This window comes from Mycobacterium sp. (assembly GCF_025933915.1).
GTDB lineage: Bacteria > Actinomycetota > Actinomycetes > Mycobacteriales > Mycobacteriaceae > Mycobacterium.
Genome location: NZ_JAICZA010000075.1, coordinates 1 through 23,157 on the forward strand (window position 1 = coordinate 1; position 23,157 = coordinate 23,157).

At 67.8% G+C, this 23,157-nt stretch carries 24 protein-coding genes; 7 read left to right on the forward strand and 17 right to left on the reverse strand.

What is annotated here, in order from left to right:
• On the reverse strand, positions 1-668 hold a 668-nt coding region (locus tag Q0W90_RS13685; RefSeq protein ID WP_297774889.1), incomplete at its 3' end, for a deoxyguanosinetriphosphate triphosphohydrolase.
• Positions 669-812: 144 nt separating this feature from the next.
• Between Q0W90_RS13685 and Q0W90_RS13690 the strand changes: the two genes are divergently transcribed.
• A complete protein-coding gene (locus Q0W90_RS13690) occupies positions 813-2,789 on the forward strand; it encodes a TPM domain-containing protein (protein WP_297774890.1) in 1,977 nt (658 codons plus the stop codon).
• A 47-nt stretch (positions 2,790-2,836) separates the two neighbouring features.
• Here the strand turns inward: Q0W90_RS13690 and Q0W90_RS13695 are convergent, their stop codons facing one another.
• The 3 genes from Q0W90_RS13695 to Q0W90_RS13705 all read right to left on the reverse strand — a co-directional run bounded on the left by Q0W90_RS13695 (position 2,837) and on the right by Q0W90_RS13705 (position 6,474).
• Positions 2,837-3,058 carry a hypothetical protein gene (locus tag Q0W90_RS13695; RefSeq protein WP_297697453.1) on the reverse strand — a complete coding sequence of 74 codons (222 nt, stop codon included), beginning with the start codon at positions 3,056-3,058 and terminating at the stop codon, positions 2,837-2,839.
• Positions 3,059-3,613: 555 nt separating this feature from the next.
• Positions 3,614-4,843 carry a PPE family protein gene (locus Q0W90_RS13700; RefSeq protein ID WP_297595050.1) on the reverse strand — a complete coding sequence of 410 codons (1,230 nt, stop codon included), beginning with the start codon at positions 4,841-4,843 and terminating at the stop codon, positions 3,614-3,616.
• 251 nt (positions 4,844-5,094) lie between these two features.
• Positions 5,095-6,474, reverse strand: coding sequence for a glycine--tRNA ligase (locus Q0W90_RS13705; protein WP_297595049.1), 1,380 nt, complete (start codon positions 6,472-6,474; stop codon positions 5,095-5,097).
• A gap of 194 nt (positions 6,475-6,668) precedes the next feature.
• On the opposite strand from Q0W90_RS13705, the gene Q0W90_RS13710 reads away from it, so the two are divergent.
• Both Q0W90_RS13710 and Q0W90_RS13715 read left to right on the forward strand, forming a co-directional pair.
• Positions 6,669-7,097, forward strand: coding sequence for a metalloregulator ArsR/SmtB family transcription factor (locus Q0W90_RS13710; RefSeq protein ID WP_297595075.1), 429 nt, complete (start codon positions 6,669-6,671; stop codon positions 7,095-7,097).
• 49 nt (positions 7,098-7,146) lie between these two features.
• Complete coding sequence (locus Q0W90_RS13715) at positions 7,147-7,539, forward strand: Fur family transcriptional regulator (RefSeq protein ID WP_297595048.1); 393 nt, start codon at positions 7,147-7,149, stop codon at positions 7,537-7,539.
• A gap of 29 nt (positions 7,540-7,568) precedes the next feature.
• Here the strand turns inward: Q0W90_RS13715 and Q0W90_RS13720 are convergent, their stop codons facing one another.
• From Q0W90_RS13720 to recO, 3 genes are read right to left on the reverse strand one after another with little or no spacing between them, the layout of a single operon-like run.
• Positions 7,569-7,997 (reverse strand): hypothetical protein, encoded by a 429-nt coding sequence (locus tag Q0W90_RS13720; protein WP_297595047.1) that lies wholly within the window; start codon positions 7,995-7,997, stop codon positions 7,569-7,571.
• Complete coding sequence (locus tag Q0W90_RS13725; protein WP_297595046.1) at positions 7,997-8,914, reverse strand: decaprenyl diphosphate synthase; 918 nt, start codon at positions 8,912-8,914, stop codon at positions 7,997-7,999. Before Q0W90_RS13725 ends, Q0W90_RS13720 begins: the two co-directional genes overlap by 1 nt.
• Positions 8,907-9,704 carry a DNA repair protein RecO gene (recO, locus tag Q0W90_RS13730; protein WP_297697445.1) on the reverse strand — a complete coding sequence of 266 codons (798 nt, stop codon included), beginning with the start codon at positions 9,702-9,704 and terminating at the stop codon, positions 8,907-8,909. Before recO ends, Q0W90_RS13725 begins: the two co-directional genes overlap by 8 nt.
• Before the next feature lie 61 nt (positions 9,705-9,765).
• Between recO and Q0W90_RS13735 the strand changes: the two genes are divergently transcribed.
• On the forward strand, positions 9,766-11,268 hold the full coding sequence (locus tag Q0W90_RS13735) for an amidase (protein WP_297602020.1): 1,503 nt from the start codon (positions 9,766-9,768) through the stop codon (positions 11,266-11,268).
• 101 nt (positions 11,269-11,369) lie between these two features.
• On the opposite strand, the gene era is transcribed toward Q0W90_RS13735, so the two are convergent.
• From era to hrcA, 8 genes are all read right to left on the reverse strand, one after another.
• Entirely contained in the window at positions 11,370-12,269 is a 900-nt protein-coding gene (gene era / locus Q0W90_RS13740; RefSeq protein ID WP_297602022.1) for a GTPase Era, read from the reverse strand.
• A complete protein-coding gene (locus tag Q0W90_RS13745) occupies positions 12,262-13,572 on the reverse strand; it encodes a hemolysin family protein (protein ID WP_297602024.1) in 1,311 nt (436 codons plus the stop codon). Before Q0W90_RS13745 ends, era begins: the two co-directional genes overlap by 8 nt.
• Positions 13,573-13,613: 41 nt before the next feature.
• Positions 13,614-14,864: a hypothetical protein gene (locus tag Q0W90_RS13750; RefSeq protein ID WP_297774892.1), complete on the reverse strand. Its 1,251-nt coding sequence runs from the start codon at positions 14,862-14,864 to the stop codon at positions 13,614-13,616.
• Positions 14,865-14,881: 17 nt separating this feature from the next.
• The gene (gene ybeY / locus Q0W90_RS13755) at positions 14,882-15,415 is read right to left on the reverse strand and encodes an rRNA maturation RNase YbeY (RefSeq protein WP_297594338.1); all 534 of its coding nucleotides are present in this window, start codon (positions 15,413-15,415) and stop codon (positions 14,882-14,884) included.
• Positions 15,416-15,435: 20 nt separating this feature from the next.
• Entirely contained in the window at positions 15,436-16,494 is a 1,059-nt protein-coding gene (locus Q0W90_RS13760) for a PhoH family protein (protein ID WP_297774891.1), read from the reverse strand.
• A gap of 154 nt (positions 16,495-16,648) precedes the next feature.
• Positions 16,649-17,410 carry a 16S rRNA (uracil(1498)-N(3))-methyltransferase gene (locus Q0W90_RS13765; protein ID WP_297697446.1) on the reverse strand — a complete coding sequence of 254 codons (762 nt, stop codon included), beginning with the start codon at positions 17,408-17,410 and terminating at the stop codon, positions 16,649-16,651.
• A gap of 18 nt (positions 17,411-17,428) precedes the next feature.
• Positions 17,429-18,577: a molecular chaperone DnaJ gene (dnaJ, locus tag Q0W90_RS13770; RefSeq protein WP_297594344.1), complete on the reverse strand. Its 1,149-nt coding sequence runs from the start codon at positions 18,575-18,577 to the stop codon at positions 17,429-17,431.
• Positions 18,578-18,634: 57 nt separating this feature from the next.
• Positions 18,635-19,666 carry a heat-inducible transcriptional repressor HrcA gene (hrcA, locus tag Q0W90_RS13775; RefSeq protein ID WP_297594346.1) on the reverse strand — a complete coding sequence of 344 codons (1,032 nt, stop codon included), beginning with the start codon at positions 19,664-19,666 and terminating at the stop codon, positions 18,635-18,637.
• Between the two features lie 215 nt (positions 19,667-19,881).
• On the opposite strand from hrcA, the gene Q0W90_RS13780 reads away from it, so the two are divergent.
• From Q0W90_RS13780 to Q0W90_RS13790, 3 genes are all read left to right on the forward strand, one after another.
• Complete coding sequence (locus Q0W90_RS13780) at positions 19,882-20,196, forward strand: type II toxin-antitoxin system VapB family antitoxin (protein WP_293037487.1); 315 nt, start codon at positions 19,882-19,884, stop codon at positions 20,194-20,196.
• Between the two features lie 83 nt (positions 20,197-20,279).
• A complete protein-coding gene (locus tag Q0W90_RS13785; RefSeq protein ID WP_297594349.1) occupies positions 20,280-20,876 on the forward strand; it encodes a carboxymuconolactone decarboxylase family protein in 597 nt (198 codons plus the stop codon).
• A complete protein-coding gene (locus Q0W90_RS13790; protein WP_297697447.1) occupies positions 20,873-21,760 on the forward strand; it encodes a sigma-70 family RNA polymerase sigma factor in 888 nt (295 codons plus the stop codon). Before Q0W90_RS13785 ends, Q0W90_RS13790 begins: the two co-directional genes overlap by 4 nt.
• Here the strand turns inward: Q0W90_RS13790 and Q0W90_RS13795 are convergent.
• Positions 21,754-22,281, reverse strand: coding sequence for a hypothetical protein (locus Q0W90_RS13795; protein WP_297594353.1), 528 nt, complete (start codon positions 22,279-22,281; stop codon positions 21,754-21,756). The two genes, Q0W90_RS13790 and Q0W90_RS13795, sit on opposite strands and share 7 nt — an antisense overlap.
• A 314-nt stretch (positions 22,282-22,595) precedes the next feature.
• Entirely contained in the window at positions 22,596-23,126 is a 531-nt protein-coding gene (locus Q0W90_RS13800; RefSeq protein WP_297774893.1) for a hypothetical protein, read from the reverse strand.
• Positions 23,127-23,157: the final 31 nt, after the last annotated feature.

The window sequence follows — 23,157 nt, forward strand, 5'->3', positions numbered from 1 at the left end:
ACCGAGTAGGCCACGTCGTCGGCCCAGTCCATCACCTGAGCCTCCAGGCACATCCGGCCCTCCGGTGCGCCCGCGCGCACCCAGGCCGCGGGCTCGCGGTCGGCGTCGTAGAACCCGAACTTGCGTGTCCCGTCTTCAGGTCCTTCGCCGCGGAACCACGGATACTTGGTGACCGCGTCCAGCGACGCGCGGGTCAAGTTCAACCCCGCGCTATTGCCTTGCGCATCAAGGACTTTGGGTTCAATGCTGGTCAGGATGCGGAAGTTCTGCGCGTTGCCCTCGAAGCCGTTATAGTTCGCCGCGACCTCGTCGAGCGCGTGTTCGCCGTTGTGGCCGTAGGGCGGGTGGCCGATGTCGTGGGCCAGGCCCGCCAGCTCGACCAGGTCGAGGTCGCAGCCCAGCCCGACGGCCATTCCCCGCCCGATCTGGGCGACCTCGAGGGAGTGCGTCAGCCGGGTGCGCGGCGTGTCACCTTCCCGCGGCCCGACGACCTGGGTCTTGTCGGCCAGCCGGCGCAGCGCGGCGCTGTGCAAGACCCGGGCGCGGTCGCGGGCGAAGTCGGTGCGGTGCTGACCTTCGGTGCCCGGCAAACCCGCAGTCTTCGCCGCTTCGGCTACCCGCCGCTGACGGTCGAAGTCGTCGTAGGGGTCGTGCTGATTCCTGGTCACCGACGCACAGTCTGCCAGGGAATGCCCGCCGAAGTCTGGCTCCACTCAGGCCCACTGGCCTGTGTCGCGCCCCGGACTGTGCCGAATTGCCCCACTCCTCCTCAGGCCTACTGGCCTGCATCGTCGCGAGGCTAGATTGGCCCTATGCGCACCGCCCGCCCGCTCACCGTGCTCGCGACGCTCCTCACTGTCGGCCTCGGCGGCGGGCTGCTGCTGGCACCTTCGGCCACCGCGCAACCACCATTCCGGTTGGCCGACTACGTCACCGACACCACCGGAGCCCTGTCGGACTCCGGTCACAGCACGGTCACCGCGGCCGTCACCAAGCTGTACACCGACCGCCACATCCGGCTCTGGGTGGTCTACGTCGACGACTTCGCCGGGCAGACCCCGACCGGGTGGGCGCAGCGCACCATGCGCGCCAGCGACTTGGGTGACTACGACGCGCTGCTGGCCGTCGCCACCACCAGCCGCGCATACGCCTTCCTGGTGCCGTCCACGATCAAGAGCGTCAACGCAAGCCAGGTCGACGACTTGCGGCGCAACAAGATCGAACCCGCCCTGCACAGCGGCGACTGGGGCGGTGCCGCGGTGGCGGCGGCCGACGGACTCGACGCGTCGCCCGGTTCGTCGGGCCGGGTGATCCTGTTGGCCACGCTGGCGGGCATTCTCATCGGGCTGGCAGGTCTGCTGCTCGTGATGCGTCGTCGCGGCCGGCGCCGGCGGGCCGCGGCATTGGCCGCCGCACGCCGAGTCGACCCCACCGACGTCAACGCGCTGGCCGCGGTGCCGGTGCAGGCGCTCGACGACCTGTCGCGCGCGCTGGTGGTGGACGTCGACAACGCGCTACGCACCAGCGCCAACGAACTGGAGCTGGCGGTCACCGAATTCGGCGAACAGCGAACCCAACCATTCACCCAGGCCGTGACCAACGCCAAAGCGGCTCTGTCCCAGGCGTTCACGGTGCGCCAACAGCTGGACGACGACACTCCGGAGACACCGGCGCAGCGGCGCGAGCTGCTCACCCAGGTGGTCGTCTTGGCGGCGCGGGCCGACCGCGAGCTCGAGTCACAAACCGAGGCGTTCGAGAGGTTGCGCGATTTGGTGATCAACGCTTCCTCGCGGCTTGATGCGCTGACGCAGCAGTACGTGGAACTCACCACCCGGATCACCCCGGCGGAGCAACGGCTGGCAGCGCTGCACAACGACTTCAGTGCTGCCGCACTGGCTTCGGTGTCCGGCAATGTCACGACGGCCAAGCAGCGGCTGACGTTCGCCGACCGCAACATCGGCAGCGCCCGCGAGCTTGCCGGCCACGCCGTCACCGGTCAGCAATCCGGTCTGGTCGATGCCGTCCGCGCCGCCGAGTCGGCCCTCGGGCAGGCGCGAGCGCTGCTCGACGCGGTCGACAACGCGGCCAGCGACATTCAGCACGCCATCGACCGGCTGCCGTCGGCCATGGCAGACATCCGCAAAGACATAAAGTGCGCCGACGAACGGCTGCGGACAAAGTCCGCGCACACCACCGAGTTGATGGCGGCCCGCGACGCGGCCACCAGGGCCGTGGAGAGCGCACGCGCCGGTGGTTCCGACGATCCGCTGGGCGCCTTCGGGCAGCTGACCAAGGCCGATGCCCGACTCAACGGGCTGCTGGCCACCCTGGCTGAAGAGCAGGCCACCGCCGAGCGACTCCACCGGTCGCTGGAGCAGGCGTTGTTCACCGCGCAAGCGCGGGTGCGCGCGGTGTCCGACTACATCGACACGCGGCGGGGCAGCATCGGGCCCGAAGCCCGCACCCGGCTGGCTGAAGCCAAACGCCACCTGCAGGCCGCACAGGACAAGGGAGCGACGAACCCGACCGAGGCGATCGCCCACGCCAATGCGGCGTCGACGCTGGCCGCCACTGCCCAGTCGCTGGCCAACGGCGACGTGCAAACGATGCAGCGCGCCTACACCCGTCGCGGCGGCAGCGACATGGGCGCGATGCTCGGCGGCATCATCATCGGCGACCTGCTCAGCGGAGGCATGCGAGGCGGATTCGGCGGCTGGAGCCCCACGTCGTTCGGCGGTGCCACGGGTTCGTCCGATGGCGGTTTCATGGGTGGGGGCGGCCGCTTCTGAGCCGCCGCATGCGGGCTACCGCAGTGAGTTTCGGATCTTGACCGGTCTCAGCCGGCCGCCGGGGAATGCGGTATCACACCCACGGGCCGCGGCGCTGCTTCGCCTTCAAACCCGCTCCAGACGCCGTCCGCGACCGCCGTCGGGCGGGGCGCGTCGACCGTCTCCTCGGCGGTTTCGGCGCTCGTGTCCGGCTTCGGCGCCCAGTGGTCGTAGTCGTCCGGTGGAACGACCACCCCCCACTTGAGTGGCACCGTCAAGCCACCGAGCACTCCGGACTCACCGCGCACCGCCGACACCGTGTCATTCGGTAACGGCGAACCGAGAGGCAAAAGCACCTCTGCCCCCTTCCACAGCCGATCTAAGCGTTTCGGGCGCTGTGGCGAACGTATTTACACCAACCGATTCACATCGTAAGACAAACTGAAGAAAATATGCGGGAATTGCCAATTTTCCTTAATTTGAGCGTGTGTCGAACGACGCGGGCCCCTCGCGGCACGGGTGATGAGGGGCGGCGCGCGGGTGACGCGCGCCGATAAAACCCGGCAAGGCGTGCCCGTGCGGGACCACCGGCAGCTGATCCGCAGCCACAAAGGCCTTGGCGCGCAGCCCTTTAGGCCACACGGCGGCGATCCGACTCCCTCCCGATCCACAGCGTTTCCTCCCGGAGCACGGGCGGGCGAGCGCGCGGCGTGGTTTTATCGGACGCATTAGATGAATTCGTGCATTGCGATACAAGCGTCGGTTCCGTCCAGCCACCGTAATCAACAATTCTGTTTCCTTACCGCCATGCACTCCAGGCACATCCGCCACAGCGGCATCCTCGGCTAACGGTGCCGCGGCACCACCTTTGGCCGGGACCGCACCACCTCCGCCTTGGTGCCGCGGTTCTCGCCCTCGGGGTTTTTCTCGCCCACCGGCATGGCCGTCATCGGCACGCCGCTGCCCGACCCGGCCGCTCCCACCGCCGCCGTGGTCGGCGCTGCGCCGGCCACACCCGACATCGCCGGAGCGGGCACATAGGCCGGCATCGACCCTTGCCACGTCGCGGGTACCGACATCGCCCCGACGAACCGTGCGCTACCCAGGCCCGCCGACGCGACTCCCAGGGCGCCCAGCCCTCCGCCGCCCAACGGCTGCAGGTCGGAGAGGAAGCTGGTGACGCTGTGCGGGGCAGCGGCGGCCACATTGGTGGCACCGAGCACGGCCGGTGCCGGCGCCGGCGCCGCCGGAGCGACGGCCGCCGGGCCGGTGGCTTGGGCCAGCGTCGCCATGGGCGGCACCAGCGCGCTTGCCGGGTACATTCCGGCTTGCGCCACCGTCGTCAAGGTCGCCACCGGCGTCGACGTCATCAACGACGTCAGCGACGAGACGGCCGGTGAGAACGCCATGAACACCGACTGCAGCTGAGAAGCGAATGCGGTCCCCAGTGAGGACAAGCCCTGGAAAAACTGCGACGCAAAAGTCAGGGGTGCTGTCACCAGATCCGCCAGGCCCGCGAGACCCGAGGACGCCGCGCCGCCGGCGAGGCCCGCGGGCGGCGGACTGAACGCCGGCAACGTCTCCACCAGCGATTGAGCCCCCGCGTGGTAGCCCACCATCGCGGCCACATCCTGCTCCCACATCTCGACGTATTCGAGTTCGGTCTGCGCGATCGCCGCCGTGTTCTGGCCGAAGAAGTTCGTCGCGATCAGGACGAGCAACCGGGCGCGATTCGCCAGCACGACCGGCAGCGGCACCGTCGCCACCAGCGCCCCCTCGAACGCCAGCGCCGCCAGCCGGGCCCGTATCGCGGCCACCTCTGCCTCGGCCGCGGCGATGAGCAGCCATTGCACGTAGGGCGCCGCGGCCGCGGTCATCGACGTCGACGCCGGTCCCGTCCAGGCACCCGCCGCCAGGTCCGTCACCACGGTGTTGAACGACGACGCGGAGGCGGACAAATCAACCGACAGCCCATCCCAGGCCGACGCCGCCTCGAATAGAGGTCCGGGTCCGGGGCCGCCGAATATCAAAGCCGAGTTGATCTCCGGAGGGAAGAACAAAAACGCGGGAATCATTCACACCCCAACCGACCGAGTCAACGGCTCCTGCACCAGACGGCCGACGTCCGCCCGCGGCTCACTAGCTATCTACTTTTGCCCCAGAGCAGATCCTAAGGCACTCGCACCGCAAAAGGCCGGACTTTTAAGCAAACCTTACTTCGCAAATCCGGCGCGGCGACGGCACCAGAATCAATTCAGCGCGAGCCGGCCAGACGCGCACCGACGCAACGGGACCCGGGCCGGGCGCCTTGGCGACGGCCCGGCGACTAGCAGCCTTTGAGCCGCGTTGCCAGATAATCGGCCACCGTATTCATCGCGACCCGCTCCTGGGACATGTCGTCGCGCCGGCGCACCGTCACCGCGTTGTCCTCGAGTGAGTCGAAATCGACCGTCACACAGAATGGCGTGCCGATCTCGTCCTGGCGCCGGTAACGCCGCCCGATCGCGCCGGCGTCGTCGAAATCGATATTCCAAAACTTGCGCAGCTCGGCGGCCAGGTCACGGGCCTTGGGACTCAGATCGGCGTGCCGGGACAGCGGGAGCACCGCCGCCTTGACCGGGGCCAGCCGGGGGTCCAGCCGCAGGACGGTGCGCTTTTCCATCGCGCCCTTGGCGTTTGGGGCTTCGTCCTCGACGTAGGCGTCGATCAAGAAGGCCATGAACGACCGCGTCAGACCGGCCGCCGGTTCGATGACATACGGGATGTACCGCGCGTCGGTGGCCTGGTCGTAGAACGACAGGTCGACCCCGGAATGCTTTGAATGTGTCGACAAGTCGAAATCGGTGCGGTTGGCGACACCCTCCAGCTCACCCCACGGATTACCGGCGAACCCGAATTTGTACTCGATGTCGACGGTGCGATCGGAGTAGTGCGACAGCTTGTCGGCCGGGTGTTCAAACAACCGCAGGTTCTCCGGATCGATACCCAGCTCGACGTACCATTGCAGCCGGGTGTCGATCCAGTACTGATGCCATTCCTTCGCGGTCGAGGGCTCGACGAAGAACTCCATTTCCATTTGCTCGAACTCGCGCGTCCGGAAAATGAAGTTGCCCGGGGTGATCTCGTTGCGGAAGCTCTTGCCGATCTGACCGATACCGAAGGGCGGCTTCTTGCGGGCGGTCGTCACCACGTTGGCGAAGTTGACGAAGATGCCCTGCGCGGTCTCCGGTCGCAGATAGTGCAGGCCCTCCTCGGTCTCGATGGGTCCCAGGTGGGTCTTGAGCATCATGTTGAATTCGCGGGGCTCGGTCCACTGCCCCGGCTCGCCGGTGTCCGGATCGCGGATGTCGGCCAGCCCGTTGGGCGGCGGGTGGCCGTGCTTGGCCTCGTAGGCCTCGATGAGATGGTCGGCGCGGTAGCGCTTGTGGGTGATCAACGACTCGACGAGCGGGTCGTGGAAGACCTCGACGTGGCCGGAGGCCACCCACACTTGTCGCGGCAAGATGATCGACGAATCCAGGCCGACGACGTCGTCGCGTCCGCTGACCACCGAGCGCCACCACTGCCGCTTGATGTTCTCCTTGAACTCCACACCCAACGGGCCGTAGTCCCACGCCGACCGCGTTCCGCCGTAGATCTCCCCCGAGGGAAAGACGAAGCCGCGCCGTTTGGCCAGGTTCACTACGGTGTCGATGACGGACGCCACGGGGTGGTGTACTCCCTTTCCGGGGTTGGGTGGGCACGCTGGGCGGTCGACCGCCGCGCGCGGAGCATCAGTCATGGTAGCGATCGGCGCCGCGGTCTTTGACATGCGTCATCATGCATGTGACAGTGGAAGGCAGCCGATATGGCGGACACTCTCCCACTACCTGGCACTTCTCGAGGTGATGCCGCTCCATGATGTCCCCCTCACCCTCTCCCTCGATGCCGGCCGCCACCGATGGCGACATGGGAACGGACCTGGACGCGGTCGCCCACGACCATGGCGGGCTCGACGCCGGTGGGCACTCCGGACCGGCCGATTACCCCGTCCCGCCGCCGCGCGAGATCCTCGATGCCGCGGGCGAGTTGTTGCGCGCGCTGGCGGCACCCGTGCGCATCGCGATCGTGCTGCAATTGCGCGAGTCCCATCGCTGCGTGCATGAGCTGGTGGACGCGCTCGGTGTGCCCCAGCCGCTGGTCAGCCAGCATCTCAAGATCCTCAAGGCGGCGGGCGTGGTCGCCGGCGAGCGGTCAGGCCGCGAAGTGCTGTACCGGCTCGCCGACCATCACCTCGCGCACATCGTGGTGGACGCGGTCGCGCACGCGAGTGAGGAGCCGCGCCAATGACACGCGCCGGCGACGATGCAGCGCGAAGCAATGAGGAGGAGCGGCGCCCATGACCGGAGCGAGTGTCCGCTCCACCCGTCAGCGTGCCGCGATCTCCACGTTGCTGGAGACACTCGACGAGTTCCGCTCGGCCCAGGAGCTGCATGACGAGTTGCGCCGGCGCGGCGAGAACATCGGGCTGACCACCGTCTACCGGACACTGCAGTCGATGGCCGCGGCGGGAATGATCGACACGCTGCGCACCGACACCGGCGAATCGGTCTACCGCAGATGTTCGGAGCACCATCACCACCACCTGGTCTGCCGCGGTTGTGGGTCCACCATCGAGGTGGGCGATCACGAGGTCGAGGAATGGGCGACGGCCGTGGCCGCCAAGCATGGCTTCTCCGACGTCAGCCATACCATCGAAATCTTCGGCACCTGTTCAGAGTGCGGGCACTGACTCGCGACTCAGCGCGATTGCGGGCCGGTTCACCGCGTCAGCGTCCGGCGCATCTCGGCTCCGGTGTCCAGCACCAACAAGATCAAGGTCCTTAGGGCCTCGTCGGTCAGGCCGGCGCCGGGAAAGTTGTAGCGCAGCATCACGTCGGCGCTCTTGGCCGCACCCTTGCCCGAATTGCGCTGCACGGCCTTGTCATTGACCTTCTCGATCAGGCTCACGCTGCCGAAGTTGCTGTCGCGCGCCTGCTTGGCCACGTGGTCGCTGATCTTCTTGGTCAGCGGCAGATCCCACGCCACTATCTGGGTGAGCGACACCAGATCGAGGCCTTCGGCGATGTTGACCACCCGCAGCGATGCGATCGTACCGTCATGGTGGACGGTCAGCGCGCCGTCGGTCTCCTCCTGCAGCGCAAGGACATCGGCGAGAATCGACGGCAGACGCTCCTGTAATGACGGCACTATGCGCTCCCGAACCTGCGATTGCGCGAGGCGTATTCCTCGCAAGCGGCCCACAAGTCGCGGCGGTCGTAATCCGGCCACAACTTGTCCTGGAAGATGTACTCGGCGTACGCCGCCTGCCACAACATGAAATTGCTGGACCGCTGCTCCCCCGAGGTCCGCAAGAACAGATCCACGTCGGGAATGTCGGGCCGCTGCAGGTGATTCGCCACCGTCGACTCGGTGATGCGCTCCGGGTTGAGCCGACCCGCCGCGGCCAAGCGTGCGATTTCCTTTGCGGCCTCTGCGATTTCGGCGCGGCCGCCGTAGTTGACGCAGTAGTTGACGGTGATGACGTCGTTGTCCTTCGTCATGTCCTCCGCGATCGCCAATTCATTGATCACGCTGCGCCACAGGCGCGGCCGCGAACCGACCCACCGGATCTTGACCCCGATCGCCTCGAGGTTCACCCGCCGCATGCGCACCACGTCGCGGTTGAAGCCCATCAGGAAGCGGACTTCTTCGGGCGAACGCTTCCAGTTCTCGGTGGAGAAGGCGTACAGGCTGAGCCATTTGATCCCGATTTCGATTGCGCCACAGACGATGTCGATAACGACGGCCTCGCCCGCCCGGTGGCCGTCGGTACGGGTCAGCCCCTGTTGGGTGGCCCAGCGGCCGTTGCCGTCCATGACGATGGCCACGTGGCCGGGCAGCCGGTCGGCCTCGATCCTGGGTGCGGCCGCCTTGGAGACGTGCTGCGGGGGCCGGCGAGGGCCACCGTCGGCGGACGGCGGCAGCTCCGGAAAGACGACCGGCCAGGTCGACTTGTCGGGAAAGACCGGATAGTCGTCGGGCGCGGGGGGCAGCTGCGGGAAATCGGCCGACCCCGAGGCGCGCTCGGCCCTCCGACCAGAGCCGCCGGCCCAGACTTTAGCCACAGTCCATATCCTGCCCGATCAGCGCTGCGCGCTGATCGGCGATGGTGCGGTCGACGTGATACGTCCGTTCTACGAGCGGCAGCGTCTTGAGCTGCCGCTCCAAATGCCATTGCAGGTGCGCCGCCACCAGACCGCTGACGTAGTTGCGGTGTGATTGCTGCGTCTTTTCGGCGAAGTCCCAATCGCCGTCGTGGAGTGCGGACATCAGATCCAGCACCCCCGGAGGCGGTGTCGTCGAACCGGCCGGGCGGCAGTGGGTGCAGACGCTGCCGCCGGCGCCGACATGGAACGCGCGATGGGGACCGGGTGTGGCGCAGCGGGCGCACTCGTTCAGCGCCGGCGCCCATCCGGCGATGCCCATCGCGCGCAGCAGGTAGGCGTCCAGCAGGAGGTCCCGGGACCGGCGGCCGTCGGCCACCGCCCGCAGGGCGCTCACCGTGAGGCCGTGCAGGGCCGGGGCGGGCGCTCGCTCCTCACCGGCGAGGCGTTCGGCGGTTTCCAGCATGGCGCACCCGCAGGTGTACCGGCCGTAGTCGCTGACGATGTCGGTGGCGAACGCGTCGATCGAGACGACCTGGGTGACGATGTCGAGGTTGCGGCCGGGGTGTAATTGCGCGTCGATATGTGCGAACGGCTCCAGCCGCGCACCGAATTTGCTGCGGGTGCGACGCACGCCCTTGGCCACCGCGCGAACCAGCCCGTGATCACGGGTCAGCAGGGTGACGATCCGGTCGGCTTCGCCGAGCTTGTGCTGGCGCAGCACAACAGCTCGGTCTCGGTATAGCCGCATCCCAATAGTTTTGCACCCCGCCGCGACATTGCGGGTATCCGCGCCGTTAGTCTCGTACCCCGTGATTGGCGCTTCTGGGTCGGGCTTCGGCCCCCTTTCCGGCTCGGGTTCCGGGCCGGGGCGACGGCGCCTGCCCACGCTGACTGACCTGCTTTATCAGCTGGCCAGCCGCTCGGTGACATCCACCACACTGGTGGGTCGTTCGCTGCACGCCATCCATGCGAGCCAGCCCACGCTGAACGCGTTCCGCGTGGTGCTCACCGAGTCGGCGCTGGCCGACGCTGCCGAGGCCGACCGGCGTCGCGCCGCCGGTGACACCGCCCCGCTGCTGGGGATTCCGATCGCCGTCAAAGACGACGTCGACGTTGCTGGCGTGCCCACCGCGTTCGGTACCGAGGGGTCGGTCGCGCCGGCGACGCACGACGCCGAGGTGGTGCGCCGCCTCAAGGCCGCCGGCGCGGTGATCGTGGGCAAGACCAACACCTGCGAACTCGGCCAATGGCCGTTTACCAGCGGGCCCGGTTTCGGGCATACCCGCAACCCCTGGTCGCGCCGGCACACCCCCGGCGGTTCGTCGGGTGGCAGCGCCGCGGCGGTGGCCGCGGGCCTGGTCACGGCCGCCATCGGGTCCGACGGCGCCGGCAGCATCCGCATCCCCGCGGCGTGGACGCACCTGGTAGGCATCAAGCCGCAACGCGGACGCATCTCGACCTGGCCGCTGCCGGAGGCGTTCAACGGCATCACGGTCAACGGCGTGCTGGCCCGCACGGTGGCCGACGCGGCGTTGGTGCTCGACGCCGCTTCCGGCAACGTCGAGGGCGATCGACACAAACCGCCTCCGATCACCGCCTCCGACTATGTCGGGAAGGCGCCCGGCCCGCTGAACATCGCGCTGTCAACCCGGTTCCCGTACACCGGTTTCCGGCCCAAGCTGCACCCGGAGATCCTGGCCGCGACCCGCGCCGTGGGCAAACAACTCGAATTGCTGGGCCACACCGTGGTGCCCGGCAACCCGGACTACGGCATGCGGCTGTCGTGGGACTTTCTCGCCCGGTCCACCGCGGGTCTGCGGGACTGGGAAGAACGCTTGGGCGACGGGGTCGTGTTGGACCCCCGCACCCTGTCCAACCTGCGCCTGGGTGCCGCGCTGGGCCAGGCGATCCTGCGCAGCGCGCGCCGCCACGAGGGGGCCGACCAGCGCCGGGTGGGTTCGATCTTCGACATCGTCGACGTGGTGTTGGCGCCGACCACCGCCCAGCCCCCGCCGCCGGCGCGGGCCTTCGACCGGTTGAGTGGCTTCGGCACCGACCGCGCCATGATCGCGGCCTGCCCGCTGACGTTCCCGTGGAACGTCCTGGGGTGGCCGTCCATCAACGTGCCGGCGGGCTTCACCTCCGATGGCTTGCCGATCGGGGTGCAGCTGATGGGCCCGGCGAACAGCGAGGGCATGCTGATTTCGCTGGCCGCCGAGCTGGAAGCCGTGTGCGGATGGGCGAGCGAACAGCCTCAGGCGTGGTGGAACCAGAGCCCCGACACCCCGCCGGCGCCTGCGCCCCCCGGCTGACGTACCCGGCGAAGCATCCCAACATCGCGACGTCTTGGCAGGCCATCGCGGCGAATTACCGCTTTGGCCTGCCGCCCGCCAGATGCGCCCCCGCGCGACCGTTAAAAGCCCAGCCGGCCAAGCTGTTTGGGATCGCTCTGCCAGTTCTTGGCGACCTTGACGCGCAGGTCGAGGTAAACCTTGGTGCCGAGCAGCTTCTCGATCTGGGCGCGTGCGGCGGTGCCGACTTCCCGCAGCCGGGAGCCACCTTTGCCGATGATGATGCCCTTCTGGCTGTCGCGCTCGACGTAGAGCAGCGCGTGCACGTCGATCAGGTCGTCGCGCCCCTCCCGCCGGTTGACCTCGTCGATGACCACCGCCAACGAGTGCGGGAGCTCGTCGCGCACCCCTTCCAGAGCCGCTTCCCGGATGAGCTCGGCCATCAAGACCCCTTCGGGTTCGTCGGTCAGCTCACCGTCGGGGTAGTAGGCAGGCCCGGGCGGCAGCGCCGCGGACAGCACGTTGGTCAAGACGTCGACCTGTGTCCCGGTCACCGCCGACACCGGGACGATCTCGGCCGAGTCGCCGACCAGCTCGCTGACCGCGACCAACTGCGTGGCGACCCGGTCTTTGGGCGTCTTGTCGATCTTGGTGACGATGGCGACCAGTGTCGTCTTGGGCGCGGTCGCGCGAATCTGCTCGACGATCCACCGGTCCCCCGGACCGATCGCCTCGTCGGCCGGGATGCACAGCCCGATCACGTCGACCTCGGCATAGGTGTCGCGCACCAAGTCGTTGAGCCGCTTGCCCAGCAAGGTGCGCGGGCGGTGCAGACCCGGCGTGTCCACCAGAATGATCTGGAAGTCGTCCCGGTGCACGATCCCGCGGATGGTGTGCCGGGTGGTCTGCGGCCGCTTCGAGGTGATCGCGACCTTCGTCCCGACGAGCGCATTCGTCAGCGTCGACTTCCCGGTATTGGGTCTGCCGACCAAACATACGAAACCTGAACGGAATTCAGTCATGCTGCGCGGGTTCCTCGCCATCGGGTGAGCCGTCGGATTCGACCGGGCTGAGCAGGACGGTGCCGACGCGTACCCGCCCCCGGTGATCGGTGCCGCCCTCGGCATGTAGCCGCAAACCGTGCGAGATCACCTCGGCGCCAGGCAGCGGCACCCGGCCCAATTCCAAGGCGAGCAGGCCACCGACGGTGTCGACGTCGAGGTCGTCGTCGAACTGCACGCCATAGAGCTCGCTGAGGTCTTCGATCGGCAGCCGCGCCGACACCCGGAAACGTTTGTCGCCCAGGTCTTCGATCGGTGCCGTCTCCGCCTGGTCGTACTCGTCGGCGATCTCACCGACGATTTCTTCCAGCACGTCTTCGATGCTGACCAGGCCGGCGATCGCGCCGTATTCGTCGACGAGGAGCGCCATGTGGTTACGGTCGCGCTGCATTTCGCGCAGCAGCGCATCCAAGGGCTTGGAGTCCGGCACGAAGACCGCCGGCCGCATTACCTGCGACACCGGAGGGGTCCGGCCGCCGTCACCCAACAAAACCGTCTGCTGGACAAGGTCTTTCAGGTACACGACCCCGACGATGTCGTCGACGTTCTCACCGATCACCGGGAGGCGTGAATGCCCGCTGCGCACCGCCAGGTTGATCGCTTGGCTGGCGAATTTGTCGCTTTCGATCCAGATCATCTCGGTGCGCGGCACCATCACTTCGCGAGCGGGGGTGTCGCCGAGTTCGAAGACCGACTGGATCATCCGGCGCTCCTCGGCGGCGACCACGCCGCGCTGCTGGGCCAGGTCGACGACCTCGCGCAACTCGATCTCGGAGGCGAACGGCCCGTTTCTCAAGCCGCGGCCAGGAGTGACGGCATTACCCAGAACCACCAGCAGCCGGGAGATCGGCATCAGCAGCCACGAGATCGCTTGCAGCGGAAGAACTGTCGTCAACGCAATGGAATACGCGTGCTGCCGGCCGAGGGTGCGTGGACCCACCCCCATGACGACGAAGCTGGTCACCACCATGATGGCCGCGGCGCCGAACAATCCCCACCTCAGCCCGAAGTTGTCATAGAGGAACACCACCAGCAGAACGGTGGCGGTGATCTCGCAGGTGATCCGCAACAGCACAACGAGGTTGATGTAGCGGGGTCGTTCCACCATCACCTTCGACAGCGCCACCGCGCCGGGCCGCTCGGCGCGCACCATCTCCTGAACCCGGGCCAGCGACACCGTGCTGATGGCCGCATCGATCGCCGCGAACAGTCCGCCGAGCGCGATCAACGCGACCGCGCCGAGCAGCTCAGACCAGCCGGTCATGGTCGTACCTTGACGTGGTCACTGACTCCCCCATGGCTTCGCTAGGACTCAGCGGCGTCGTCCTGGCCGCGATGCCGGCGATTGAGCAGCCAGGCGACCAGGCCCACCACCACCGCAAACCCGCCGAAGCGCAGCGCCAAGGTCCAGCCGGATTGGTTGGGTTGACCGGGCTCCTGGTGGTGAACGGCGAGCAGCACCAAGAAGCTGCCGTCGTCGGTCAGGCCGACGGTCGGCGTCGGCTGGGTCTTGATCACCCGGATCTGGGCGGGGGCGCTGCTGGAGTTGTCGATCTGTCCCCAGGCCAAGGTGGAGTCGTCGAGCAGGAAAGTGTCCTGGCTGCCCGCGGGTTGGCTACCGTCGTGCCCCACGACCGCCACGTGGCCCACTTCCACCGCCTCGCCTTTGGCGGGAACGGACACTATGACGTTCTCGTACACCTTCGGGGGCGCCGGCGGCCGGTAGTCCGGTGGCGGCGGCCCGTTGTAGCCGTTCAGTGGTATCGAACCCCCGCCGTAGAAGCTGCCCGACGCGACGTAGCTGTCACCGACCGCGGTGAACGGGACCACGCCGACGGTCGTCGCGTCGAGCACCATCCGGGCGCCGTGCGGCAGGTATAGCTGCTGGTAGGCACCGTTGTAGAAGTAGCGGAACGTCATCGCCTGATTGAGCGGGTTGTAGAGGGTCGGGCGGCGATAGGCGTCGTCGTAGTCGAGGTAGTCCCAGTGGCGCGGCCGCACAAATCGCTGGTCGTCGACCTTGAGGACGTCCACGTTTTGCCGGTGGGAACTCACGACGTTCTGCACCTGCTGGTTGAAATCCACCTCGGCCGGCGGCTTCGGCGGGTTGGCGGGGTCGACGCGGGTCACCGGCGCGGCCTTGGTCGCCGCGATCGCCAGCGAGGGCGCATCCAGCCCTCTCGGCGGCGCCACCACCGGTGCGTTTCGTGGCGCGTCGGGGCCCGGCGGATTGATCTCCAGCACCGGGACGGTGTTCTGTCCTGAGGTGGGCGGCGGAAGGACCAGTGGGTTTTGCGCCGGCGGCGGGGGCGGGGGCGGCTCGTACGCCGGGATGGGCACTTCCGGAACCCGCGTCGGGGCGTTGCTCGGGGGGCCCTGGACACCGCGCCGGTCTTCGTTGCACACGTTCGCCGTGTGATAGGCGTTCACGTAGAACATGCAGCGCTGACAGGACACGGGGTTCGCGCCCGCGCCGGCGCAGGGAGCAGCCTGCGCCACCGTGTCGGTGGTGGTGACCATCACCGAGAACGGCGCGAACGCGATGGCGGCCGCCACCAAAATCCAGAGTCGGCTCAATTGTCGAAATACCTTGACTTGTCCAGCAACCGGCGGTCTCGCTCTTCCTGGCGGTCCTGACGGTAGGTCTCGACCTGGTCGGCGACCCACTCTTCGAGCAACCGGTCCTGCAGAGCGAACATCTCCTTTTCCTCATCCGGCTCACCGTGGTCGTAACCGATCAGGTGAAGCACACCGTGGACGGTCAGCAGCGCCAGCTCATGCCCCAGGCTGTGCCCCGCCGCGGCGGCCTGACTGGCGGCGAATTCCGGGCACAGCACGATGTCGCCCAGCATCGAGGGCCCGGGCTCCGGGGCGTCCGGGCGTCCCCCCGGCTCGAGCTCGTCCATCGGGAAGCTCATCACGTCGGTGGGGCCGGGCAGGTCCATCCAGCGCATGTGCATGTCGGCCATCGCCGCGGTGTCCAACAGCACCATGGACAGCTCGGCCGCCGGATTGACGTCCATCTTGGCGATGACAAACCGCGCGACGCTGATCAATTCGGTCTCGGAGACGTCGATACCCGACTCGTTGGACACCTCAATGCTCATGGAACCCGCTCACCGCACCATCATCGACGAGCGCGCGAGCCCGACGCGCGCCGCGCCGCCCGGTTCATCGTCAGGTCGGGTTCTTCGAACTTCGCATAGGCGTCCACGATTTCGGAGACCAGCCGGTGGCGCACCACGTCCATACTGGTCAGCTCCGCGACGTGGATGTCGTCGACGCTGTCGAGGATCTCCATCGCCGAGCGCAAACCCGACTTGGCGCCTCCCGGAAGATCGATCTGGGTGATGTCGCCGGTGACGACGATCTTGGATCCGAAACCCAGGCGGGTGAGGAACATCTTCATCTGCTCGGCGGTGGTGTTCTGCGCCTCGTCGAGGACGATGAACGCGGAATTGAGGCTGCGGCCCCGCATGTACGCCAGCGGCGCCACCTCGATCACGCCCGCCGACATCAGCTTGGTGATCAGCTCGGGATCCATCATGTCGTAAAGCGCGTCGTACAACGGGCGCAGGTACGGGTCGATCTTCTCGCTGAGCGTGCCCGGTAAAAAGCCAAGGCGCTCACCGGCTTCCACGGCCGGTCGGGTCAAAATGATGCGGCTGACCTGTTTGGTCTGCAATGCGTTGACGGCCTTGGCCATCGCCAGATACGTCTTGCCGGTGCCGGCCGGACCGACCCCGAAGACGATGGTGTTGGCGTCGATGGCGTCGACGTAGCGCTTCTGGTTCAGCGTCTTGGGCCGGATCGTCTTCCCGCGCCGCGACAGGATGTCCAGTGTCAGCACTTCGGCCGGTGACTCGTTGTCGGTGCCGGCCAGCATGGCGACGCTGTGCCGAACCACCTCCGGGGTCAACGTCTGACCGCTGGCGACGATCGCGACCAGCTCGGATATCACCCGCTCGGCGAGCGCGACGTCGGCGGGCTCACCGGAGATGGTGAGGGTATTGCCCCGCACGTGCAGATCCGCGTCCAGGGTGCGTTCCAGGGAGCGTAGGTTCTCGTCGGCCGAACCCAGCAGGCCCATGACGGTATCGGGCGGAACATTGATGCTGCTGCGAACTTGAGCGTCGGCCGACAGGGCTCCGGCTGCGTCAGCAGCGCTGGTCTCGCGGGGCGTCACGTGGTTTTCGATGCCTGCCTTGTGTGGAGTACTCGCCGATCGTGGCGTTTTCTAGCGCTTTTATCCTACCGCCGGGACGTCGCTGGCCCCAATGTGCAACACGAGACGGCTGTTCAGTGTCGCGGCGGGGGTATGCGACGGCAGGCCTGAACAGTCACAAGCTCGACCCGTGGTCCCATCGCGGCGTCAGCACCCCGAGTGAGCCGAGCGCCACCGCCGCGGCGGTCGACGTCCGCAACACCTGCGGACCCAGCCGCACCGCCGTCGCGCCCGCGTCGGACAACGCCACGATCTCGTCATCGGCGATGCCGCCCTCCGGGCCGACCACCACAAACACCGATCTCGCTCGTGCGAGATCAACGTCGGCGAGCCGGTCGGTGGCCGACTCGTGTAATGCCAGCACCCGTGCACCGCCGGCCACGTCGCCGCGGATCCGCGACGTCAGCTCCGCGGTGGACAGCACCCCGTCGACCGACGGGATGTGCGCCCGGCGGGATTGCCGGGCCGCCGAGCGGGCGACGGCACGCCATCGGCGTAAGCCTTTGTCGGCCCGGGTGCCGTGCCAGTTGGCCACACAACGGGCCGCCTGCCAGGCCAGGAACGCGTCGGCGCCGGCTTCGGTGGCCAACTCGATGGCCAACTCCGAACGCTCCGACTTCGGCAGGGCCTGCACCACCGTCACCGGCGGACACAAGGGCGCAACGCTCCAGCGCTCCAGCACCCGCGCGCGCAACCCGTCACGCCCGGCGTGCTCCACCTCGCAGCGCGCCAGACCGCCGGCGCCGTCGCCGAGCACCAACTGCTCCCCGGGACGAATCCGCCGCACGGTGGCCGCATGAAACCCCTCGTCGCCGTCCAGGACGGCCAGCGCGCCGGCCTCGGGCAGATCGTCGGTGTAAAACAGGGTCGCGACCATGGGCGCGCCTTCCCCCGGCTAGCGCCCGGTGAACGTTTCGCGCAGCCGGCTGAACAATCCGCCGCCGGCATGGGTCGAGCGCACCTCGGGGACGTCGCGGCTGCGCCGAGCCTTCAGTTCGCGCAACAGTTCGGTGTCGCGGCCGTCCAGACGGGCGGGAACCACCACCTCGACGTGGACATGCAGATCGCCGCGGGTGCCGGAGCGCAGGTGCGGCATCCCGTGGCCACGCAGCGTGATGATCGAAGCCGGTTGCGTGCCAGGCGGAATGGTGATTTCGCTGACCCCGTCCAGGATGGCGTCGACGGTGACGGTGGCGCCCAGCGCCGCGTCGACCATCGGCACCGAGACCGTGCAGTGCAGGTCGTCGCCTTCGCGGACGAAGACGTCGTGGCTCTGTTCGTGAACCTCGACATACAGATCGCCGGCCGGCCCCCCGCCGGGCCCCACCTCGCCTTGGGCTGCCAGCCGCACGCGCATGCCGTCGCCGACACCGGCGGGAATCTTGACGCTGATTTCCCGGCGCGCGCGCACCCGGCCGTCGCCCATGCATTGGTGGCATGGGTCGGGGATGACGACCCCGACGCCACGGCAGGTCGGACACGGCCGCGACGTCATCACCTGCCCCAGCAGGGAGCGCTGCACGGTCTGGACCTCGCCTCGACCACCACAGGTGTCACACGGCACCGGCGCAGAATCTCCGTTGGTGCCCTTGCCCTGGCAGCGGTCACACAACACCGCGGTGTCGACGGTGACCTGCTTGGTCACGCCGGTCGCGCACTCTTCGAGATCGAGCCGCATCCGCAGCAGCGAATCCGAGCCCGGCCGTACCCGGCCGATCGGACCGCGGGAGGTCGCGCCGCCGCTGAAGCCGCCACCGAAAAAGGCCTCGAACACATCGCCCAGGCCACCGAATCCGCCACCGAAACCGCCGCCCGCCGTGGCCGCGTTCTCCATCGGATCGCCGCCCAGGTCGACGATCCGCCGCTTCTCGGGATCGCTCAGCACCTCGTACGCGACGCTGATCTCCCTGAACTTCGCCTGCGCGGCCTCATCGGGGTTGACGTCGGGGTGCAGTTCGCGCGCCAACTTGCGGTACGCGCGCTTGATCTCCGCGTCGTCGGCGTTTCTGCCCACGCCGAGCAGCCCGTAATAATCGCGTGCCACGCCTGACTCTCCTATACCTGGTCTTTCTCCGCGCCTACCCACACTGCGGGTGCGCGTTCATCGAGCACCCAGGACTTCGCCGATATAAAGGGCAACCGCTGCAACGCTGGCGATAGTTCCCGGATAGTCCATCCGGGTGGGCCCCAGCACACCCATTCCCCCGTAAACGGTGTCGGAGGTGCCGTAGGCGGTCGTCACCATGGAGGTGCCCAGTATCTGCTCGGCGGCCGTCTCATGGCCGATGCGCACCGTCACCTTACCGGCTTCCTGCTGGGCCGCCAGCAACCGCAGCACCACCACCTGCTCCTCCAGCGCTTCCAGGATGGAGCGCAACGAGCCACCGAAATCGGCGGCGTTGCGGGTCAGGTTGGCGGTGCCGCCCATCAGCAAGCGTTCCTCGGTGTGCTCGACCAGTGACTCGAGCAACACCGTCGCCGATCGGCCCACGGCGTCACCCAGGCCGTCGGGGCTGCTCAGCTGTCCGGCCAGGTCGGCCATCGCGACGGAGGCGGCCGGCAGTTTCTTGCCGACCAGCGCCTGGCCGAGCATCTCCCGCAGCTGAGAAAGCTCGTGGTCGTCGATGACGTTGCCGAGCTCGACGACGCGCTGGTCCACCCGGCCGGAGTCGGTGATGACGACCATCAGCAGCCGCGCGGGTGTCAGGGCGATCACTTCGAGGTGGCGCACGGTCGATGACGACAGCGTCGGGTACTGCACCACCGCCACCTGCCGGGTCAGTTGCGACAGCAGCCGCACCGCGCGGCGCAGGACGTCATCGAGGTCGACACCGGATTCGAGGAAGCCCTGGATCGCGCGCCGTTCCGCCGAGGACATCGGCTTGATGTCGTCGAGCCGGTCGACGAATTCGCGGTAGCCCTTCTCGGTGGGCACCCGCCCGGAGCTGGTGTGCGGCTGGGTGATGTAGCCCTCGGCCTCGAGCACCGCCATGTCGTTGCGGACGGTCGCCGACGAGACGCCCAGGTTATGGCGCTCCACCAACGCCTTGGAACCGATCGGTTCTTGGGTGGCGACGAAGTCGGCGACAATGGCCCGCAGCACCTCAAACCGACGGTCGTCGGCACTTCCCACTGGTGTCACCTCCTTCGATGCCCGCTTAACCCGGTTCATTTTACGGTCTCGGGCGCCTTCGCCCTCACCGGTGGAGCGCGAGCAGACACAAAAGCCCCTCTTCCGTCGGCGTGTCGGGGTGCTTGTGTGTCTGCTCGCCGGGATCACCGGTGTCCGACTAGCCTTTCCAGCATGAACCGGTCGGGCCAGGGCAACGCGTCGGGAGAGATCGGCCAATGATTTTCAAGGGCGTGCGCGACGGCAAGCCGTATCCCGAGCACAACCTGTCCTATCGGGATTGGTCCCAGATACCGCCGCAGCAGATCCGGCTCGACGAATTGGTCACCACCACAACGGTGCTCGCGCTGGACCGCCTGCTCTCGGAGGACTCCACCTTCTACGGCGATCTTTTTCCGCACGCGGTGCGGTGGAAGGGCGTCACCTATCTCGAGGACGGCTTGCATCGCGCGGTGCGCGCGGCACTGCGGAACCGCACCGTGCTGCACGCCCGCGTGTTTGACATGGACATGCCGTTGGGCCAGCCCGGGTAGTCGAGTGGTCACGTTCGGGCCTCCCCGCGTGTCGACCTGGTGAGGACGTTGGTTCACGACCACAACTTGCCAGGAGGATCGCCATGCCACGGCTACAGGGAGTCTCCGACCGCGACGCCGGCCTGGGCGCCAAAATCGCCTTCTTCTTCACCAAGCGCAAGCTCGCGCAGATGACCGGGCTCGAAACCGCGGGAATGCTGGAACCGCTGCGGATGTACGCCCATATCCCGAGATTGCTCAACGCCTACGGCAAGTTGGAGCAGGCGGAGTCGAAGCTGGACGTTCTCAGCCCGCGTCACCGCGCGCTGGCGGAGCTGAAGTCGGCGACGACGGTGCGCTGCGAATACTGCATCGACCTCGGCTCCCAGATCGCCCGGCGATGGGGCATCACCGACGAAGAGCTGTTGGGGATGGCCAACTATCGGGACGCCCCGTGCTTTTCCGATGTCGACAAGCTGATCCTCGAGTACGCGACCGCGATCAGCCGCACCCCGGTCGAGGTGAGCGATCAACTTTTCGATGCGCTGCGCGCGCACTTCGACACCGCCCAACTCGTCGGCCTGACCCACGTCATCACGCTGGGCAACCTTCGTGCCCGCTTCAACATCGCGCTCGACATCGGGTCGTCGGGCTTTTCCGGCGACCGGGTGTGCGCCCTGCCCGAGACCGATCGGCCGTGACAAAGCCGGATGCGTCTCTGACGGCCCGCTTCGAGGCCGCCCGACCACGCTTGGGCGCCATCGCCTACCGCATGCTTGGTTCGATCGACGACGCCCAGGATGCCGTGCAGGAGGCCTGGCTGCGGTTGAACCGCAGCTCCGGGGAAGCTATCGCCAACCCCGACGCCTGGCTGACGACCGTGGTGGCCCGCATCTGCCTGAACATGTTGCGCGACCGTCGAACCCACGGCCGCGAGGAGCTGAGCGCCCACCTGCCCGACCCGATCGTGGAAGCCGACGGTGAATTCGATCCCGAACACCGCGCGATGCTGGCCGACGCCGTGGGGCTGGCGCTGTTCGTGGTGCTGGACACGTTGCCGCCGGCGGAGCGGCTGGCCTTCGTGTTGCACGACGTCTTCACGATCCCGTTCGATCAGATCGCCACGATCGTCGACCGGACACCGGAGTCGGCCCGCAAGCTGGCCAGCCGGGCGCGCCGCCGGATCGAACGGGCCGATCCGGTTCCCGACGTCGACCTGGCTGCCCAGCGCGAGGTGGTCGACGCCTTCTTCGCGGCGGGGCGCAGTGGTGACTTCGACCGCCTGGTGTCCGTGTTGGATCCCGAGGTGGTGCTGCGCGGCGACTTCGGCCCGGCCGCCGCGGGGTTCCGCGCCGAGGGTGCAACCTCGGTGGCCGAACTGGCCCGCAGTTACGCGGGGCCCGACCGCGAGGTGCGTGTCGCGACCGTCAACGGTGCCGCCGGTGCCGTCATCTTCGTCGCCGGCCGCGCCGCGTCCGTCATGGGCTTTGTGGTGCGCGGCGGCCGGATCCGAGCCATCGATGTGCTGGCGGATCCGGCGCGCATCGCGACATTAGACCTGCGCGCTCCAGGCGCCGATCATTGACCGGCGGCCTGCAGCAACTCCATCGCCGATGCCCGCGACAGCACCCAGCCGCCCTGGTTGACGAACGTGACGTTCTGGGTGACGGGTGAGGTCAGCTTGGGGCCGGAGACCGCGACGTCGGCGGTCGCCGAACCGGCGGTGGTCGGCTGGATGTTCGTCACGTCGAAGGACAGGGGCAGGTCACCGTTTTTCGCGGCCTTCTGCAGCTTCTTATCGGCGACGTGGGCTTCGATGCCGCCGATGCCGCCCTGCACCAGGTTGCTCTTGTTGCTGAACGACACGCTCGGGTCGGCAAGGCTGCTGAGCAGGCCGGTCAGCTGATCGGGAGTCGGGACGTTGGCGCCCGCGACCGGCAGCACCGGCGGCGGATCCTGCGGAAGCGGCGCGCCGATCGCGGCGAGCTGCACCCCGACCTGGGAGCTGGGCGCTGACATCGAGGTCAGGCCGGCGGCCGCGCCCCCGACGATCGCCAGTGCTGCCACGCTAGTGGCCACGACTTTAGCGGTTCTAACGGTTTTCATGGTTCCCCCTTTGGTGGGCACGAATGTCGACGCATAGTTGGCGATCCGCACGCCCGTTCATGGGGGTGTGGATGGTGTCAGCGTGCCCGTTGCGTCTTTTATTTCGTGTCTCGACACCGATACGTTACGGCCACCCGTTGTGCGAACAACATGAGCTACCTGTGCGCCGGCTGTGCGCGCGCCATTCAGCCGTGGGCTGACATGCCAAACCCCATGCGCCCGCAAGGCGGCGCATGGGGTTGTCCGTGACCGTCGGAACATCCGGCGAGTTCGCCGGACCGGCATGGGTTTACGCGGTAGGCACCGCGTCGTGATCAGTTGGTCGCTGTCGCGGCCTGTATCAGAGCGATCGCGGCGTCGTGCTGCAAAACCCAGTTGCCACCCTGGTTGACGAACGCGAGGTGCTTGGTGACCGGGCCGGCGAACTTCGGGCTCGTGATGGCGACGTCGGCTTGGGCCATGTTCGGGCCCGCCGGCGCGATGTTGGTCACGTTGAACTGCTCGGGAAAGTTCCCGTTGCGGTACGCCTTTCGGAGATCATGGTCGGCCACATGCCCTTCCTCGGGGCTGATCCCGTTTTCGACCAGGTTGCCCTTCGTCGTGTACGAAACGCCGGGATCGGTGGCTTGCGTGCACAGGTTGGCCAACTGGTCAGCCGTCGGCAACTGCCCCGGCGCCGGCGGCGCGGGCGGAGGCGGCGGGTCTTGCGGCAGCGGCGCTCCGATCGCCGCCAGTGCCACCTCGTGCAGGCCGATCGGCGCTGCGATGGAAGCCACACCGGCGGCCGCGCCGCCAATGGCGGTCAGCGCCGCCACCCCCGTGGCAATGGACTTCACGGTTTTCACAGGTCCCCCTTCGATACACATGGACCGTGGC

Excerpts from the sequence above, each read along its gene's own strand:
- Q0W90_RS13780 (WP_293037487.1), top strand. The coding sequence starts at position 19,882 with ATGATTTTCAAGGGCGTGCGCGACGGCAAGCCGTATCCCGAGCACAAC.
- Q0W90_RS13700 (WP_297595050.1), bottom strand. The coding sequence starts at position 4,843 with ATGATTCCCGCGTTTTTGTTCTTCCCTCCGGAGATCAACTCGGCTTTG.
- Q0W90_RS13745 (WP_297602024.1), bottom strand. The coding sequence starts at position 13,572 with ATGACCGGCTGGTCTGAGCTGCTCGGCGCGGTCGCGTTGATCGCGCTC.
- ybeY (WP_297594338.1), bottom strand. The coding sequence starts at position 15,415 with ATGAGCATTGAGGTGTCCAACGAGTCGGGTATCGACGTCTCCGAGACC.
- era (WP_297602022.1), bottom strand. The coding sequence starts at position 12,269 with ATGACTGAATTCCGTTCAGGTTTCGTATGTTTGGTCGGCAGACCCAAT.
- recO (WP_297697445.1), bottom strand. The coding sequence starts at position 9,704 with ATGCGGCTATACCGAGACCGAGCTGTTGTGCTGCGCCAGCACAAGCTC.
- Q0W90_RS13785 (WP_297594349.1), top strand. The coding sequence starts at position 20,280 with ATGCCACGGCTACAGGGAGTCTCCGACCGCGACGCCGGCCTGGGCGCC.
- Q0W90_RS13765 (WP_297697446.1), bottom strand. The coding sequence starts at position 17,410 with ATGGTCGCGACCCTGTTTTACACCGACGATCTGCCCGAGGCCGGCGCG.
- Q0W90_RS13710 (WP_297595075.1), top strand. The coding sequence starts at position 6,669 with ATGTCCCCCTCACCCTCTCCCTCGATGCCGGCCGCCACCGATGGCGAC.
- Q0W90_RS13715 (WP_297595048.1), top strand. The coding sequence starts at position 7,147 with ATGACCGGAGCGAGTGTCCGCTCCACCCGTCAGCGTGCCGCGATCTCC.
- Q0W90_RS13795 (WP_297594353.1), bottom strand. The coding sequence starts at position 22,281 with ATGAAAACCGTTAGAACCGCTAAAGTCGTGGCCACTAGCGTGGCAGCA.
- Q0W90_RS13690 (WP_297774890.1), top strand. The coding sequence starts at position 813 with ATGCGCACCGCCCGCCCGCTCACCGTGCTCGCGACGCTCCTCACTGTC.